The sequence below is a fragment of the Mycobacterium sp. 852002-30065_SCH5024008 genome, assembly GCF_001665645.1.
GTDB classification, from domain to species: Bacteria; Actinomycetota; Actinomycetes; order Mycobacteriales; family Mycobacteriaceae; genus Mycobacterium; species Mycobacterium paraffinicum.
Map to the genome: position 1 here is coordinate 68214 of NZ_LZSZ01000184.1, position 16865 is coordinate 85078.

Here is a 16865-nt window from a genome sequence, read left to right on the forward strand (position 1 = left end):
GTTACCTCTGGAAGGACTCCACACCATGGGGCTGGGCCTCGGTTGTGCCGATGGCGTCCAGCCTTTCCAGCGCTTCGGCATCCAGGGTGACGTCGCCCGCGCCGAGGTTTTCCTCGAGGTGCCCGACGGATCGCGTGCCGGGGATCAGCAACGTGTTCGGCGCGTGCGCCAGCAGCCACGCCAAGCCGACCTGGGCGCCGGTGGTGCTGAGCTGGCCGGCGATCTCGGCCACGACCGGCTGATCGGCGACCTTCGGAAAGCCCGGGAGCGACGAGCCCAGGGGGAAGTAGGGCACCCACGCGATGCCCTCGTCCGCGCAGAGTTGCAGGGCGGCTTCCTGTGAGCGGTCGAGCAGGCTGTAGGCGTTCTGCACGCAGACGATGCCCGCCGGCAGCGCGCGCCGCACCACGTCCACCGGCACGGCGCTGATGCCGATCGCGCCGATCTTGCCCTCGTCGCGCAGTGCGATCATCTCGGCGAGCTGGTCGTCGACGTCCACGAGCTGATCGCCCTCGGCGGCCACGCCGGGCCCGAGGTCCATGCGGCGCAGGTTGACCACCGGGACGCAATCCAGGCCGAGCTGTCGCAGGTCGTCCTCGACCGCGGCGCGCAGCTCCGCGGGCTTTTGCGCTGCCGCCAGCGGGATGGGCTGTTCGCCCGTGAAGCGCGCCCCGACCTTGCTGACGATGACGAGGTCGTCGGCGTAGGGGAACAGCGCCGCCCGGATCCGGCGGTTCACCTCGCCGGGGCCGTAAAACGACGCCGTGTCGATGTGGTTGACGCCGAGCTCGACCGCGCGGCGCAGCACCGCGGCCGCGTCCTCGACGGACGGGGCCGCGAACAACTGCATTGCGCCGTAGCCGATGCGCGCGACGGTCGACGCGCCGATGGTGCCGGGACCGCCGGGCCGTGGTTTGTCCGTCATGGTGCTCCCTAGTGCCACACTGGAGGAAATGCGGAGGATCCTCCGCTTATCGCAGCGTAGCAGAAACGGAGGTGCCTCCGCTTGGTGGAGATCCGATCGGACGCGCGCCGGAATCGCGAGCGGCTGCTCGAGGTGGCGACGGCGGCGTTCGCCACCGCCGACGGGCGACCGGTGTCGCTGGAGGCCATCGCGCGCGAGGCCGGCGTGGGGATTGGCACGCTGTACCGCCACTTCCCGAATCGAGAGGCGCTCGTCGAGGCGATCTACCGCGCCGAGCTCGACGAAGTGGCCGCGGCGGCCGAACGGCTGCTCAAGCGCCACCCGCCCGAGACGGCGCTGCGCCGCTGGATGGACCGCTACGCATCATTCGTGGCCGCCAAGCGTGGGATGGCCGAGTCGCTGCAGGCGATCTTCGCCTCCGGCGCCATGCAGGCCAGCCAAACTCGTGACAGCATCGTCGGCGCCGTCGACCTGCTGTTGCGGGCCGGCGTCGAGGACGGCAGCCTGCGCCCCGACGTGCAGGCCGACGATGTGGTGTCCAGCCTGATCGGCATCTTCCTGGCCAGCGGCTCGCCCGAGCAGACCGGCCGCATGCTGGACCTGCTGGTCGCCGGCGTCACTGCACCCCGAACGTGAAGCTGGTTTCACGCACGGCCCCGAACGTGAAGCTAATTCCACGCCCGGCGCAGCCCGACGCCCGGCTGGCCGGGCGCTAGGCCGCGAGCGCCCGCACAGCCGGGCGCTCGAGCACAATCAGCCGACGGCGCGGCCGGCGCCCTCCCAGAACTGGGCGCGCACGGCTTTCTTGTCCGGCTTGCCCAGCGCGGTCACCGGCACCGACTCGACGACGATCACCTGCTTGGGCGATTGCACCGAACCCTTGCGCTCTTTAACCGCGGACTGGATCTCGACCGTCACCCGCGCCACCGACTCCTCGTCGGAGGGATGGTCGGGTCGCAGCACGATCACCGCGGTAACGGCTTCGCCCCACTTCTCGTCCGGCGTGCCGATCACGCACACCTGCGCGACGGCCGGGTGCTCGGCGACGACGTCCTCCACTTCCCGGGGGAACACGTTGAATCCACCGGTGACGATCATGTCCTTGACCCGGTCCACGATGAACCAGAAGCCGTCCTCGTCCTCGCGGGCCATGTCACCGGTGTGCAGCCAGCCGTCCTTGAAGGTCTTGGCCGTCTCCTCCGGCAGGTTCCAGTACCCGCCGCTCAGCAGTGGCCCCGACACGCAGATCTCGCCGACCTCGCCCGGTGGCACCTCGTTGCCATCGGCGTCCAGCAGTGCGGTGCGGGCGAACAGGGTGGGCCGCCCGCAGGAGGTGAGCCGCTTCTCGTCGTGGTCCTTCTTGGCGAGGTAGGTGATCACCATCGGGGCCTCGGATTGCCCGTAATACTGGGCGAAGATCGGCCCGAAGCGGCGGATGGCCTCGGCCAGTCGCACCGGGTTCATCGCTGACGCGCCGTAATAGACCGTCTCCAGCGAGGACAGGTCGCGGGTGTGCGAATCCGGGTGATCCATCAGCGCGTAGATCATCGACGGCACCAGCATGGTCGCGGTGATCTTCTGTTCCTCGATCACCCGCAGCACCTCGGCCGGATCGAACTTGGTCAGCACGACCAGCTCGCCGCCCTTGATGATCGTCGGCACGAAGAACGCCGCCCCGGCATGCGACAGCGGCGTGCACATCAGGAAGCGCGGGTTCTCCGGCCACTCCCACTCGGCGAGCTGGATCGTGGTCATCGTGGTGATCGACTGCGCGGTGCCCAGCACACCCTTGGGCTTGCCGGTGGTGCCGCCGGTGTAGGCCATCCCGCCGATGTGGTCGGGCGGAAGGTCGGCGGCCACCAACGGCTGCCGCGGATACTTCGCGGCTTCGGCCACCAGGTCCACCGCGGAATCACCCAACGCTTCGGGGACCGGGCCGATTGTCAGCACCTGCTTGAGGCCGGGCACCTTCTCCAGCAGGCCCAGCGCCCGCTCGACGAACATCGGGTTGGGATCGATGATCAGCGACGTCACGCCGGCGTCGCCCAGCACGTAGGCGTGGTCGTCCAGGGAGCCCAGCGGGTGCAGTGCCACGCGCCGGTAACCCTGGGTCTGGCCGGCGCCGATGATCATCAGCACCTCGGGCCGGTTCAGCGACAGCAGCCCGACAGTCGCGCCGGTGCCCGCACCGAGCGCCTCGAACGCCTGAATGTACTGGCTGATGCGCTCGGCGAGCTGTCCACCGGTCAGCGTGGTGTCGCCGAGATGCAGCACCGGCTTGTTCTTGTTGCGCTTGAGCGCACCGACGGTCAGGTGTCCGGAATGAATGGGATGGCGCAGCAGATCGTCACTCATGGGGCAAGACTAGAACGTGTTGCAATTCCGGTCAGCCACCCCCTCGCAGCACTAGCATCCCTGCACATGGCCGATGCAGAGCTCGTCATCACCGGAACGATCCTCACCGTCGACGACGCGCGGCCCACCGCCGAGGCGCTCGCCGTCGCCGGCGGGCGCATCGTCGCCGTCGGCAGCCGCTCCGATGTGGCCAAGCTGACCGGCCCCGACACGCAGACAATCGAAGTCGGCGACGGCTGCGTCATGCCGGGATTCGTTGAGGCGCACGGTCATCCGCTGATGGAGGCCTTGGCGCTGTCGGACCGCATCGTCGACATCCGGCCCGTCACCATACGAAACGCCGACGACGTCGTCGCCGCCGTCCGCCGTGAGGTCGCCGCCAGGGGAGCGGCCGGCGCGTACCTGAATGGCTGGGATCCGCTGCTGCAGTCCGGGTTGCCTCAGCCGACGCTGGCCTGGCTCGACGAGGTCGCCCCCGATGGGCCGCTGATCATCATCCACAATTCCGGGCACAAGGCCTACTTCAATACGCACGCCGCACAGCGCGCCGGCCTGACTCGTGACACGCCCGATCCCAAGGGCGCCCGGTTCGGCCGCGACGCGAACGGGGACTTGGACGGCACCGCCGAGGAAACCGGCGCGGTGTTCCCGCTGCTGGCCGGCGCCATCGCGCCCGGCGACTACCCGGCGATGCTGCGCGCCGAATGCGCCCGGCTCAACCGCGCCGGCCTGACCACCTGTTCGGAGATGGCCTTCGACCCGGTGTTTTTGCCGCTGGTCGAGCAGCTGCACGACGAGCTGACCGTCCGGCTGCGCACCTACGAGATCTCCAATCCGCAGATGCACACCGACGCCACCCCCGGCCAGGGCGACGACATGCTGCGCCAGGTCGGCATCAAGATCTGGGTGGACGGCTCCCCGTGGGTCGGCAACATCGCCCTGTCTTTTCCGTACCTGGACACCGACGCCACCCGCACCATCGGGGTGCCGCCCGGCTCGTGCGGGCACGCCAACTACACCCGCGAGCAGCTGAGCGAAATCGTCGGCGCCTACTTCCCGCTGGGCTGGCCGATGGCCTGCCACGTGCAGGGGGACGCCGGGGTGGACACCATCCTCGATGTCTACGAGGAGGCGCTGAAGCGCCACCCGCGCGACGACCACCGGCTGCGCCTCGAGCACGTCGGCGCCATCCGGCCCGAGCAGCTGCAGCGCGCCGCCGACCTCGGGGTCACCTGCAGCATCTTCGTCGACCAGATCCACTACTGGGGTGACATCATCGTCAACGGCCTCTTCGGGCCGGAGCGCGGATCCCGTTGGATGCCGGCGGGTTCCGCGGTGGCCACCGGTATGCGCATCTCGCTGCACAACGACCCCCCGGTCACGCCCGAGGAGCCGCTGCGCAACATCAGCGTCGCCGTGACCCGGACGGCGCCCAGCGGCCGGGTCTTGGCGCCCGAGGAGCGGTTGACGGTCGAGCAGGCCATCCGCGCGCAGACCATCGACGCGGCCTGGCAGTTGTTCGCCGACGACGTGATCGGCTCGCTGGAGGTGGGCAAGTACGCCGATCTGGTGGTGCTGTCGGCCGACCCGCGGGCCGTGCCGCCCGAGCAGATCGCCGACCTGGACGTCCGCGCGACGTTCCTGGTGGGCCGGCAGGTCTACGGCGCGTGACGCCCGCGTGTCAGGACCTGCTTGACGGCCTGCACGTGGTGGCGCTGCCGATGCGGGTGCGGTTCCGCGGCATCACCACCCGCGAGGTCGCGCTCATCGAGGGCCCGGCGGGCTGGGGCGAGTTCGGGGCCTTCGTGGAATACGCGCCGCCCGAGGCCGCGCACTGGCTGGCCGCCGGCATCGAGGCCGCCTACCGCCCGCCGCCACCGCGGCGGCGCGACCGCATTCCGATCAACGCGACCGTGCCGGCCGTCGACGTCGGCCGAGTGGCCGAGGTGTTGGCCCGGTTCCCGGGCGCCCGCACGGCCAAGGTGAAGGTCGCCGAGCCCGGCCAGACGCTGGCCGACGACGTCGACCGGGTCAACGCCGTGCGCGAACTCGTGCCGACCGTGCGGGTGGACGCCAACGGCGGCTGGACCGTCGAGGAGGCGGTGCGGGCGGCCATCGCGCTGACCGCCGACGGCCCGCTGGAATACCTCGAACAACCGTGCGCGACCGTCGACGAGCTCGCGGCCCTGCGCCGACGGGTCGACATGCCGCGCGTGCCGATCGCCGCCGACGAAAGCATCCGCAAGGCGGACGACCCGCTCGCCGTGGTCCGCGCCGGCGCCGCCGACATCGCGGTGCTGAAAGTCGCCCCGCTGGGCGGCGTTGCGGCCATGCTTGCAATCGCCGCGCAGATCGACATCCCGGTCGTGGTTTCCAGCGCGATCGACTCGGCGGTCGGCATCAGCCAGGGCCTGGCCGCCGCGGCGGCCCTGCCGGTACTGAGCCACGCGTGCGGGCTCGGCACCGGCGGGCTGTTCGTAGAGGATGTGGCCGACGTCGCCGCCCCGGTCGACGGCACCCTGGCAGTCGGGCCGGTCACCCCCGACCCGGCGCGGCTACGGGCCCTCGCCGCGCCCGCGGAGCGGCGGCAGTGGTGGATCGACCGGGTCAGGGCATGCCACGCACTCCTTGTACCGTCGTCCGAGTGATCAACCTGGCTTACGACGACCGCGGCTCCGGTGAGCCGGTGGTGTTCATCAGCGGTCACGGCGGGGCCGGCCGGACCTGGCAGCCGTATCAGGTTCCCGCGTTCTTGGCGGCCGGCTACCGCGTCATCACCTTCGACAATCGGGGCATCGGCGCCACCGAGAACGCGCAGGGTTTCACGACGCAGACCATGGTGGCCGACACGGCGGCGCTGATCGAAGGACTGAATGCGGCTCCGGCCCGCATCGTGGGGATGTCGATGGGCGCGTTCATCGCCCAGGAACTCATGCTTGCCCGGCCCGAACTCGTCAGCTCCGCGGTGTTGATGGGCACCCGGGGCCGCATGGACAAAACCCGCGAGTTCTTCCGCGACGCCGAGGCCGAGCTGGCCGACGCCGGTGTCCAGTTGCCGAGCTCGTATGAGGCGAAACTCCGTCTGCTGGAAAACTTTTCGCACAAGACGCTCAACGACGACGTCGCGGTCGCGGACTGGATCGCCATGTTCAGCATGTGGCCCGTCAAGGCCACCCCGGGAACGCGTTGCCAGCTCGACATCGCCCCGTACACCAACCGGTTGCCGGCCTACCGCAGCATCGCGACGCCGGTGCTGGTGATCGGCTTCTCCGACGACGTGTTGACGCCGCCCTACCTGGGGCGCGAGGTCGCCGACGCGCTGCCCAACGGCCGTTACGTGCAGATCCCCGACGCCGGCCACCTCGGCTTCTTCGAGCGCCCGGACGCCGTCAACGAGGCCGCGCTGAAGTTCTTCGCCAGCAACTAGTTTCTGGCGCCACCTCTGCTCCGCGCCCCCGGTGGGCAGGTTGTGACAGGCTGTACTGGTGAACCCCTCGACGACACAGGCGCGCGTCGTCGTTGACGAGCTGATCCGCGGCGGCGTCCGCGACGTGGTGCTTTGCCCCGGGTCGCGCAATGCGCCGCTGGCGTTCGCGCTGCAGGACGCCGACCGTTCCGGCCGGATCCGGCTGCACGTCCGCATCGACGAGCGCACCGCCGGCTACCTGGCCATCGGGCTCGCGATCGCCGCCGGCGCCCCGGTGTGCGTCGCGATGACGTCGGGCACCGCGGTGGCCAACCTCGGGCCGGCCGTGGTGGAGGCCAACTACGCGCGGGTGCCACTGATCGTGCTGTCGGCCAACCGGCCCTACGAAATGCTGGGCACCGGGGCCAACCAGACCATGGAGCAGCTGGGCTACTTCGGCACCCAGGTCCGCGCCGCCATCAGCCTGGGCCTGGCCGAGGACGCGCCCGAACGGCTGGAGGCCCTCAACGCCACCTGGCGATCGGCCACCTGCCGGGTCCTGACTGCCGCTACGGGATCTCGCACCGCCAACGCGGGCCCGGTGCAGTTCGACATCCCGCTGCGCGAGCCTCTGGTGCCGGATCCCGAACCGCACGGCGCCGCGATCCCGCAGGGACGACCCGGCGGACGGCCGTGGACGTACACACCGCCGGTCACGTTCGACCAGCCGCTGGACATCGACCTGTCGCCCGACACCGTCGTCATCGCCGGACACGGCGCGGGCGCGCACCCCAACCTGGCCGAGTTGCCGACCGTCGCCGAGCCGACGGCACCGGCCCCGGCCAACCCCCTGCATCCGCTGGCCCTGCCGCTGCTTCGTCCCAAGCAGGTGATCATGCTCGGCCGCCCGACGCTGCACCGGCCCGTCTCGGCGCTGCTGGCCGACCCGAAGGTGCCGGTGTACGCGTTGACCACCGGGCCGCGCTGGCCGGACGTCTCGGGCAACTCACAGGCGACCGGCACGCGGGCGGTGACCACCGGGACGCCGAATCCGGCGTGGCTGAAGCGCTGCGCGGAGGTCAACAGGCACGCGATCGACGCGGTGCGCGGCCAACTTGAGGCGCACCCGCTCACCACCGGCCTGCACGTCGCCGCGGCGGTGGCCGGCGCGCTGCGGCGCGGAGACCAGCTGGTGCTCGGCGCGTCCAACCCGGTCCGGGACGCGGCGCTGGTCGGCCTGGACACCCACGGCATCCAGGTCCGCTCCAACCGCGGGGTCGCCGGCATCGACGGCACCGTGTCCACCGCGATCGGGGCCGCGCTCGCCTACGAGGGACGCACCGTCGCGCTGATCGGTGACCTGACGTTCGTCCACGACAGCTCCGGTCTGCTGATCGGCCCCACCGAGCCGACACCGCGCAACCTGACCATCGTGGTCTCCAACGACAACGGCGGCGGCATCTTCGAACTGCTCGAGCAGGGCGACCCGCGGTTCTCCGATGTGTCGTCGCGAATCTTCGGAACGCCGCACGACGTCGATGTAGGCGCGCTGTGTCGCGCCTATCACGTTGAGAGCCGCCAGATCGAGGTGGACCAGCTCAGCGCGGCCCTCGATGAACCCGCGGCCGGGATGCGGGTGCTGGAGGTCAAGGCCGACCGGTCTTCGCTGCGGCAGCTGCATGCGGCCATCAAGGCGGCCCTGTGAGGGTTTCGTGAACTACCCGAAAAGGGTGCTGCACATACTGATTCATGGCCGCAGCGATAAGCCGCCGAGCACCCCGCCGAGAATTGCGTTGCGCTGGGCGCGGATTGCGGTGCTTATCGTGGCCGGCTTGGTCACCTTGCAATCGGCCCTGCTCGTCGCGGGCGCCTGGCGCAACGACCTTGCGATCCAACACAACATGGGGGTGGCGCAGGCCGAGGTGCTCAGTGCCGGGCAGCGCCGCTCGACTATCGAATTCGTCACACCCGAGCGGGTCACGTACCGTCCGGAGCTCGGCGTGCTGTACCCGTCGCATCTGGCCACGGGCATGCGAATTTACGTCGAGTACAACAAGAACGACCCGAATCTGGTTCGTGTGCAGCACCGCAATGCCGGGCTGGCCATCATCCCGGCGGGGTCGATCGCGGTGGTGTGCTGGCTGGTGGCGACGGTCCTCCTGGTAGGCCTGGCGCTGCTGGACAAGATGCTCGATCGTCGCGCTGAGGCTCCCGACCAGCAGATTTCGCACGACGTATGCCCGTAGGCAACCTTGTCGAAAGTCGGTGCTGACACTGTGGTGTTGTGCGCGTTGCCATCGTCGCCGAATCGTTCCTGCCGGAAGTCAATGGTGTCAGCAACTCGGTGATCCGGGTGCTCGAGCACCTGCGCCGGACCGGTCACGAAGCCCTCGTCATCGCCCCGGACACCCCGCCCGGTGCGGCCCCGGCGGATCGCGTCTACGACGGGATCCGCGTGCATCGGGTTCCGTCGCGGATGTTCCCCAAGGTGACCACGCTGCCCCTCGGTGTGCCGATGCCCCGGATGGTGAGCGTGTTACGCGGATTCGACCCGCACGTTGTGCATTTGGCCTCGCCGGCGCTGCTGGGGTACGGCGGGGTGAAGGCGGCCCGGTGGCTGGGGGTGCCGACGGTCGCCGTGTATCAAACGGACGTACCCGGTTTCGCGGCGAGCTATGGCATTCCCATGACGACACGGGCCGCGTGGGCCTGGTTCCGCCATCTGCACAGCCTCGCCGACCGAACCCTGGCGCCGTCCAGCGTGACGATGGAATCACTTGTGGCGCATCGCTTCCCGCGGGTTTACCACTGGGCACGCGGGGTCGACGTGCTGCGGTTCGCCCCGTCGGCGCGTGACGAGGCACTCAGGCGGCGATGGTCGCCGCAAGCCAAGCCGATCGTCGGCTTCGTGGGCCGGCTGGCGCCCGAGAAGCACGTCGAGCGGCTGATCCCGCTGGCGGGCCGAGACGACGTGCAACTCGTCATCGTCGGTGACGGCGTCGACCGAAGCAGGTTGCAAAAGGCAATGCCGACAGCGGTTTTCACCGGCGCGCTGTACGGCGACGAACTCGCAACGGCGTACGCCAGCATGGACGTCTTCGTGCATCCCGGCGAGCACGAAACGTTTTGCCAAGTCGTGCAGGAAGCGCTGGCGTCGGGGCTGCCGGTGATCGCCCCCGACGCCGGCGGCCCACGCGACCTCGTCACGCCGTGGCGCACCGGTTTGTTACTGGGCGTCGGCGAATTCGAGGCGAGGTTGCCCTCGGCCGTCACCCATTTGATCGACGAACGCCACCGCTACGCGCTGGCCGCCCGGCGCAGCGTGCTCGGCCGCAGCTGGCCGGTCATCTGTGATGAGCTGCTCGGCCACTATGAGGCGGTGCTCTCGCCGTTCGCCCGCAGGCGGATGTTCGCCAAGCGGTACGCACAGGGCCAGTGAGCTAACGGTCAGCCCTGCGGACAACGCTTATGGCGAGTCCTCGAAAGAGCTGGCTCCGACGTCTCGTAGTTAACCCCAGGGTACTGACGTCAGTCCTCAGGCCGATGGAATTCGCCGGGCGGGGCGTCCTGAATCGGATTGTCGGGTCGCCCCATGTGTGGTCGCTCTCCTGCCTGGCCGGAGCGCGCCGCTAGCAGATGCGCAATCCGTTGCGGATCTGCCACACCCGCCAGTTCCTTGAGAAAGGAATAGACCCCCTGCAAGGGAAAGCGGAACGGTTCGTCCGTCGTCTTACGCAGCACGGCGCACGCGAGACTGTCCCGGATGCCCGGATTGGCGGCGACTAACTCGGAAGTGATCTGGCCTGGGATGATCGGCACCATCATGCTGTCGCTCGACAGCACGGCTAGCAGGACCTCATAGCCGTTCGCGGTGGCCAGGTCGTGGAAGAACCCCGGCTGAATGTTGTATAAGCCGTGGTCGACCCATCCCAGGCACGGCGTCCAGTGGATCATCACGCCCCCCGGGGCGGTGTGATCGTGAATCGCCTTGTAGCAATTGGCCTGATTGAAGACATGTTCAGTCGTGCCGTTGTTGATGCAGACGTCGAACCTTGTCCCAAGATCGAAGGGCAGGTTGAGATCCTGCTGCAGGCGGTAGTGATTGGGCGGGAGCAGATCGATGGCGTTATAGCTGCGGAAGTCGAACAGGGCTCTGTAGATTCGCTTGGCGTCGGCATAGACCTGGGCCATGCCGTCCGGCGCCGTCTCGGCCAGCAACGCGTCGCTCCGTGGCCCTTCGGGGAGCAGGAGCGGGATCGCCTGCGCCACATCGATCATGGTCTCGGCTTCGCCGAATTCCAGGAGGCGGCCTTGCTGAGGAAGCAGACCGCGGCGCGACGCCTCCAGCAGGAAGCTGAGCTCGATATTCGTGATTGCCATCATGAAGTTGGGCTAGGGATGCTGCGACGCATGCTCGTAGATTTTATGGCTTGTCGCCGGCACGGAAGACGGCTTCCAGCGATACCGTTATCTTCGGAACATATCCCAGGCCTGGCCTGTCGGCCTTCGTCGCGGCTAATGAGCTGTGTCGAAAATGCCCACCACGGTCCAACCGCAACTGGGCATCCCCGACCCGAATACTCCGATAGGAGTCGATCCCGACGCACGGCGGCGACGCCATCGACACCGGTCGGTGATGGTCAGACGATGACGGGATCCCGGACAGGCTTGCGATACTGGGGGAATCTCGGCAGCCAACGGGCGATTTTGGCTCGGCGGACGGTTCCCGGCCAAGCTCTGCGTCGCAGGGGCAGAATTGGCCTGATAGGAGGGTCAGCATGTCTTCCCATTTGGAGGTGTGGAAACCGTCAGGGCGGGAGCTGATCGCCCTGAGCGGTGAACGACTGACCCTCGGCAAGTCCTTGACCAACGCGGTGTCGTTCGAGCACGACCCGACCGTGTCCCGCGTACACGCCGTCTTGGAGAACTTCGGTCAAGCGTGGTCCGTGCGGGACCTGGGTAGCCGCAACGGCACCTATGTCAACGGAGAAAAGATCGCTGCGGAACGGATTCTGCGGTCTGGCGACGAATTGCGGCTCGGCAGTTCACGGTTGGTCTTCTGGATGACCAGGGGCGCTGGCGAAGCACCGGCCGATCAAGAGACCGAAACCGGCAAGTCCATCCTGCGGCCGCCTCGGATGACCCAGCGCGAACTCGACGTCCTCAAAATTTTGTGTCGCCCCTTCGTATCCGACGACCCGTTTCCCGAGCCTGCATCGGTTCGTCACATGGCCCAGGAGCTATTCGTCACGGAAGCAGCCGTCAAGCAACATCTGCAACATCTGTACGACAAGTTCGGCATCAAAACCGATGGAGATCGACGGGTAAGACTGGCCAACGCGGCCATCCGGCTCGGTGCCGTCAATCGCTCCATGCTGCGTGACCGTCGCACGCAAGGGTGAGCGCGCGGTACTAGGAGATCTTGTCGAGCACCCCGCCGCCGAGCATGGCGACCGCATTGAGGGCACTGCGACGGTATTCGTCACATGTGGGGCACGACTCGATATGGCGGGCAATGCGTTTCCGCATCAGCACGGTGAACTGTTCGTCCCAGCCCGACAGATCCGCGGCGAGCCGGGGGCACCCGTTCCGCGGGGCGCGCCGTGCCACCAATAGCGCACCCAGCGAGCGTTCGATGGTGTCGCGCAGCCGCTGCAGGAGCTTCTTGGTGGAGTCATAGCTGATGCCCAGCGCTTGCGCGAGCTCGGTTCCGGTCACGCCGTGACGGTAGGCAAGATCCAGCACGTGGCGGTCGCGCTCGGACAATCCGCAGGCGGCCTGGGCGATCAGTTCGCGGAGCTCGTTCTGGGCCGTCAGCGTAAACGGCCCCGGACCCGTCGCCACATCATCGGGCAGCTCGTCACAGGCGGCCTCCCGGCGACGTTCGGATAGGGCCCGCAGGGCGCGGCGACGGGCGATGGCGTAAAGCCAGGGCCTCAGCTTGTCCGCATCACGGAGCTTCGGCAACTCTGTCGTCGCGATGCAGAAGACCTCCTGTACGCAGTCGGAGGCCGCGTGGCGGTCACGCAGCATGCCGACGCAGTAGGCGTGAAGTGGGGCTGCATAGCGGTTGTAGATGCTGGCCAACGCCGCCCGATCGCCGGTCGCCGCGGCGCGGGCGAGGTCCGTGTCGCTGATAATGCGATGCTTCGGCACCGTGGTCATGAAAGTCATGACTGAAATGCTCGGGGATGGTGGGTGATTTCGTAATTACCGTGGAAGCCAGTTTCACCTTCCGCAGGGGAAGGGTTTCCTACCTATTTGGTAAGGGTCGGTACCTGGAGCACGCGTACGACCACCGCCCCATAACCGATGTAACGGTTATGGGGCGGTGGCGACGATTGTGACGTGTGTTGGAGCAGCTCACGCCTTCGTCTTGGTGTGCGCCGTGCGCGTGCCGGTGCCGTTTCCGGTGCCCGTTCCGGTGCCGTTTCCGGTGCCGGTACCGGTGCCGTTGCCGCGGCCGCCGTGGGCGATGCGCAGCTCGTCAGCGGTCAGGGTGCGGATGCTCTGTCGGCGCAGCGCAATCTTGTCGTGGTTGATACTCATTTGATCTTTCCTTCTTGTGTGATGTGGTGACGGCAAGCCCGGGTGGGCCCGCTCATAGGTAGGAGCGCCGGCGACCTCGAAGGGTGACCATTTTTCAGCGGGATTCGCAGATTCGTGGCACCCGGCCGGTTACTTGCCGCACGGCGAGAACCGCCCCGCAGCCGATGGCAAATCGGTTGTGGGGCGGTTTGTTTGGGACGAGCGCCGTGCTCTGCTAGGCCACCGTCAGCGTCTGCGGGGGTGAATGCGTAGCCGTCAGCGTCGGATTGGGGCGGGTGCCTGTGTGCGTTCCCGCGGTGGGCAGCGTGGTGTGCTTGGTGGTCTGGCCCGTGCCGTTGCCACCGCCGGTGCCGTTGCCGCCCTCGCCGCCGTGGGCCATGCGCAGCTCGTCGGCGGTCAGGGTGCGGATGCTCTGCCGGCGCAGTGCCAGCCTGTCGTGATTGGTGTTCATTTGTTTCTCCTTGCTGTGATTTGTGTTGGCGCGGAACGGTTTTAGGCCGTGCTCACAGGTAGGAGCGTCATGCCAGGCAAAACGTGACGCTATTTTGCCCGCGCTAATTGGCTCGCGTAGTGGCGATCAAGAAAGCTCAGCAGGATGAGTTCGTGGGTGCGGGCGGCCGAGCGCAGCAGCCGCACGGCGTTCAGGTGGCTGAGGCTGTGCAGGAGCTGTGGATAGGACTGGCTCAGCTCACCCCGCTTGGACAGGTCCGCCAGCTCCGCGAGCAAGGGCGCCATTCGCTCGGATCGCCGCCTGAATGCTTGGCGCGCGGGTTCGTACGGGTGGTCCTTGGTGTCGTCGAGCAGCGCCGTGACGTCGGCGCGCTCGCGCCGCCAGAGCTGCCCTATCCCGGGATCCAGGTTGGCCGCGTTGGGGTATTCGTGCCGGTAGCCGTCGGCCCCGTCCTTGGCCCAGTCGCGCCGCTCCTGTATGTCCAGGCCGGCATCGGCCAGCAGGCGATCGGTGGCGTAGAGGCACAGCTTCCAGCGGGCTTCGGCCGCGTCGTCGCCATAGAGGTCAAGCAGGCCCATGATCTTCAGCACGGCCTCGCTGTCGGCGGCGTGGATCCGCTCGGCCAGTTCGATGCCGGCGTCGCCGCCGTACCGTTCGATCTCGCGGTGGTACGTGTCGGTCGCGAACTTCCATGCCGTCCCGTCACCGAGGTGTGGGGCCAGTGCGTCGGTCAGTGCCGGCAAGGCGTGGTCCCGCAATGCCGTCGGGTCACCGTGCAACCGAAGCCGCAGATGATGTTCGGGGTCGGCGTAGCGCAGGAAGAACCAATGGTCGACGACGCCGCTTTCGCGCAGCTGTTTCATGACGGGTCCCACGGCGCCGGTGAGAATGCGATCGGCGGACGCGGTGCCCGTATACGCCTTGAGGTAGAGCCACTGGCTGCCCGGGCCGAAGGTCCGGCGCACCTTCGGCGCGGTCCACAGCCCGGGCGCCGGTGCCGGCTCGCCACGTCGGATGAACGGCACGATGAGTTCGTGGGCGAATCGGCCCTGTGGCCCGGTGGCGATCCCGGTGGGCAGGACCTCCTCGATGATCGCCTCGGTCCGCCCGCGCAGCACCTTGGCGGCCGCGGCCGTGAGAACAGGGCTTGTGGTGTCGACGTACAGGCGGTTGTCGCCGTCGGCGATAAGCAGCTCACCGGGCAGTCCCCGCTCGCGAGCCAGGGCCGCCCATCCGGCTAAAGCGTCGGAGGCGTCGGGTTTCGTGACCTTGGAGATCTCAGCCGCCGACAGCCGCCAGCGGGCCCGGGCCAGCACCAGGCGCCCGGCGGTGACCCGCGGCAACGCCGGCGCCGCTGACAGGGCGCCCCAATCCCACGCCAGCCCGCCGGTCACCCCGTCGCTTTGCAGCGCCGCGAGGAACCGGTACACCCCGAAGCCGCGCCACGCCGGATTGTGCGCCGTGGTCAGCCGCGGCCTTACTTCGGCGCCCAGCCGCGGGCTGTGGAGGACGACGCGGTCACCGTCGAGACGCACGGTCAGCTCATCGACACTGAGCTGACGATCCGCGGGTGCGCCCGAACGCCCCAGCAGGACCAGTTCGTAGTCGCGCAGCACCGGCCGGGCCAAGACATTGCCGACTCGGCCTTCCGGCAGGTGCACGATCTCGGCGAACACCACACCGGGGGACTGGACTTCCTCGGCGCGCAGGTGGGCTCGTACCGCGTCGTGCAGTCGCGTGTCGCCGTGACAGAACCGGCCGAGCAGCTGTGCTCCCGAAGGCCCGTAGGCGCAGTCGATTTCGACACCGTCCTCGAGCAGGTTCGCGTTGACCGCCAGGCCGTCGGGCAATGGCAACGGCGGTGGCAGATCTTTCTGTGACGATTCAAGGCGCGCGACCGTGGGGGCGTCGAGTTCGAGGCTCGCGGCGCCGCTCTCACGCGTGCGCATGACCAGATCGAGCAGGGCGGCGTCGCGCGCGGTGAACGTGTACTGCGGAGTGACGCCGCCCAGGTCGAGGCCGGCCAGCAGCGGCGACTCGTCGGCCGCCGGGTGCGTCGACGGGTCGAACCCGATCCCCATCTCCTCGTCGAGCGCCTCCATCAGCGCGACCTCTCGGTCCTCGTAGCGCGCCGCGAACTGCTGCTTGAACCGAGTCAGCGCCAGATCCTCGCCGCCGGTGGACAACCGGTGCAGCAGTTGCACCCCCTCGGCCAGCAGCTTCACCGTGTCGGATCCCAGGGTCAGACCCGACCCGGCCCGGTGCAGGTCGACCTGGATCAGCCGGGCTTCGTCGCCTTCACCGGCCAGCTCGAGCAGCTGTGCGGCGGTCGCCGCGTAGGCCTCGGGCGGATTACCCAGCCCGGCGGCGTCCAGGCGCGCGAGCTCGTCGGAGACCCGCCGCAACGCGTCCGAGGTGGCGGCGAAGTCCGGCTCGCTCAGCGACGACATCAGCTGGGTCAGCGGTTCCGGGCCCGTCACCGCGGGCTCGGCCACCGGCGTCAAGACCTTGGCCTCGATCAGGGCATCGACGTATTCGCGTGCCTCGTCGCGCTCGACCCCCACCCGTTTGGCCACGGCGTCGACAACCTTGTCCACCGCGCAGCCACCGGCTGCCGCATCCAACGCACAACGCAACGGCGCGTCGTCCTCGACCACGACCAGATGATGCGTGCGACGGCCCTCGCGAAGCCGGCTTTCGATGAGCCGCATGGCCCCGGCGGCGTGGTAGCGGCTGGAGTTGGGCTCCACCATCATGGTCTGTCGTGTCGACGCATCCGCCAACAGCCGCTCGACCAGCGCCGCCAGCACCTCCGTGTCGGGTCGGCTGTGCCGGCTGATCCCCTCCGGGCCGTCGACCACCAACGCGGTGGTGTCGCTCAGCTCTCCCAGCGAGCAGCCGGCGAAGAGTCCGAAAGGCGTTGCGCGGGTGCACATGCGGGTCAGATACGCAGTCACCGAGGCGATCACCCGGTCGTCCGCATCGCCGGCTGCCAAGCGGCGCATCAACCCGGGCGAGGCGAGGTGGAGCGCCTCACGAATCTCCGGCCGTGCGACCAGGTTGCGCCAGTAGGTGGAATCGGCGCGCAGGCGCTCCAATTCGTTCAGCGGCAGCAACGGCGCGCGCATCACGAAGAAGCCACTCGGCGTCAGCGCGGATGTTGAATCGTTCATTTCCAG

General features: G+C 68.4%; 15 protein-coding genes. 8 read left to right on the top strand and 7 right to left on the bottom strand.

Going from position 1 to position 16865, the window contains the following annotated elements; translation table 11 throughout:
• Nucleotide 1 precedes the first annotated feature (1 nt).
• A complete protein-coding gene (locus tag A5781_RS24040) occupies nucleotides 2-925 on the bottom strand; it encodes an aldo/keto reductase (RefSeq protein ID WP_067213041.1) in 924 nt (307 codons plus the stop codon).
• A gap of 81 nt (nucleotides 926-1006) precedes the next feature.
• Here A5781_RS24040 and A5781_RS24045 point away from each other — a divergent pair, with 81 nt between their 5' ends.
• Entirely contained in the window at nucleotides 1007-1561 is a 555-nt protein-coding gene (locus tag A5781_RS24045; RefSeq protein ID WP_369817788.1) for a TetR/AcrR family transcriptional regulator, read from the top strand.
• A gap of 117 nt (nucleotides 1562-1678) precedes the next feature.
• Here the strand turns inward: A5781_RS24045 and fadD8 are convergent, their stop codons facing one another.
• Nucleotides 1679-3280 carry a fatty-acid--CoA ligase FadD8 gene (gene fadD8 / locus A5781_RS24050; RefSeq protein ID WP_067213046.1) on the bottom strand — a complete coding sequence of 534 codons (1602 nt, stop codon included), beginning with the start codon at nucleotides 3278-3280 and terminating at the stop codon, nucleotides 1679-1681.
• Nucleotides 3281-3346: 66 nt separating this feature from the next.
• Here fadD8 and A5781_RS24055 point away from each other — a divergent pair, with 66 nt between their 5' ends.
• From A5781_RS24055 to A5781_RS24080, 6 genes are read left to right on the top strand one after another with little or no spacing between them, the layout of a single operon-like run.
• Nucleotides 3347-4951 (top strand): amidohydrolase, encoded by a 1605-nt coding sequence (locus A5781_RS24055; protein ID WP_067213049.1) that lies wholly within the window; start codon nucleotides 3347-3349, stop codon nucleotides 4949-4951.
• Between the two features lie 50 nt (nucleotides 4952-5001).
• The gene (locus A5781_RS24060; protein ID WP_231990854.1) at nucleotides 5002-5928 is read left to right on the top strand and encodes an o-succinylbenzoate synthase; all 927 of its coding nucleotides are present in this window, start codon (nucleotides 5002-5004) and stop codon (nucleotides 5926-5928) included.
• Nucleotides 5925-6707 carry an alpha/beta fold hydrolase gene (locus A5781_RS24065; protein ID WP_067213055.1) on the top strand — a complete coding sequence of 261 codons (783 nt, stop codon included), beginning with the start codon at nucleotides 5925-5927 and terminating at the stop codon, nucleotides 6705-6707. Before A5781_RS24060 ends, A5781_RS24065 begins: the two co-directional genes overlap by 4 nt.
• Before the next feature lie 58 nt (nucleotides 6708-6765).
• Nucleotides 6766-8391 carry a 2-succinyl-5-enolpyruvyl-6-hydroxy-3-cyclohexene-1-carboxylic-acid synthase gene (gene menD, locus A5781_RS24070; protein WP_067213057.1) on the top strand — a complete coding sequence of 542 codons (1626 nt, stop codon included), beginning with the start codon at nucleotides 6766-6768 and terminating at the stop codon, nucleotides 8389-8391.
• Nucleotides 8366-8932 carry a DUF3592 domain-containing protein gene (locus tag A5781_RS24075; RefSeq protein ID WP_067213060.1) on the top strand — a complete coding sequence of 189 codons (567 nt, stop codon included), beginning with the start codon at nucleotides 8366-8368 and terminating at the stop codon, nucleotides 8930-8932. Before menD ends, A5781_RS24075 begins: the two co-directional genes overlap by 26 nt.
• Nucleotides 8933-8970: 38 nt before the next feature.
• Nucleotides 8971-10125: a glycosyltransferase family 1 protein gene (locus A5781_RS24080; RefSeq protein WP_067213063.1), complete on the top strand. Its 1155-nt coding sequence runs from the start codon at nucleotides 8971-8973 to the stop codon at nucleotides 10123-10125.
• Between the two features lie 89 nt (nucleotides 10126-10214).
• Here the strand turns inward: A5781_RS24080 and A5781_RS24085 are convergent, their stop codons facing one another.
• The gene (locus A5781_RS24085; protein ID WP_067213066.1) at nucleotides 10215-11069 is read right to left on the bottom strand and encodes a hypothetical protein; all 855 of its coding nucleotides are present in this window, start codon (nucleotides 11067-11069) and stop codon (nucleotides 10215-10217) included.
• 395 nt (nucleotides 11070-11464) lie between these two features.
• Between A5781_RS24085 and A5781_RS24090 the strand changes: the two genes are divergently transcribed.
• Nucleotides 11465-12088: an FHA domain-containing protein gene (locus tag A5781_RS24090; RefSeq protein WP_067213069.1), complete on the top strand. Its 624-nt coding sequence runs from the start codon at nucleotides 11465-11467 to the stop codon at nucleotides 12086-12088.
• A 10-nt stretch (nucleotides 12089-12098) separates the two neighbouring features.
• Here A5781_RS24090 and A5781_RS24095 read toward each other — a convergent pair whose 3' ends face one another.
• From A5781_RS24095 to A5781_RS24110, 4 genes are all read right to left on the bottom strand, one after another.
• Nucleotides 12099-12851 (bottom strand): RNA polymerase sigma factor, encoded by a 753-nt coding sequence (locus tag A5781_RS24095; protein ID WP_082939510.1) that lies wholly within the window; start codon nucleotides 12849-12851, stop codon nucleotides 12099-12101.
• Nucleotides 12852-13049: 198 nt separating this feature from the next.
• Nucleotides 13050-13235, bottom strand: coding sequence for a hypothetical protein (locus A5781_RS24100; RefSeq protein ID WP_067213074.1), 186 nt, complete (start codon nucleotides 13233-13235; stop codon nucleotides 13050-13052).
• Between the two features lie 214 nt (nucleotides 13236-13449).
• Nucleotides 13450-13686: a hypothetical protein gene (locus A5781_RS24105; RefSeq protein ID WP_067213077.1), complete on the bottom strand. Its 237-nt coding sequence runs from the start codon at nucleotides 13684-13686 to the stop codon at nucleotides 13450-13452.
• Between the two features lie 89 nt (nucleotides 13687-13775).
• Complete coding sequence (locus A5781_RS24110) at nucleotides 13776-16859, bottom strand: lantibiotic dehydratase (protein WP_067213079.1); 3084 nt, start codon at nucleotides 16857-16859, stop codon at nucleotides 13776-13778.
• Nucleotides 16860-16865: the final 6 nt, after the last annotated feature.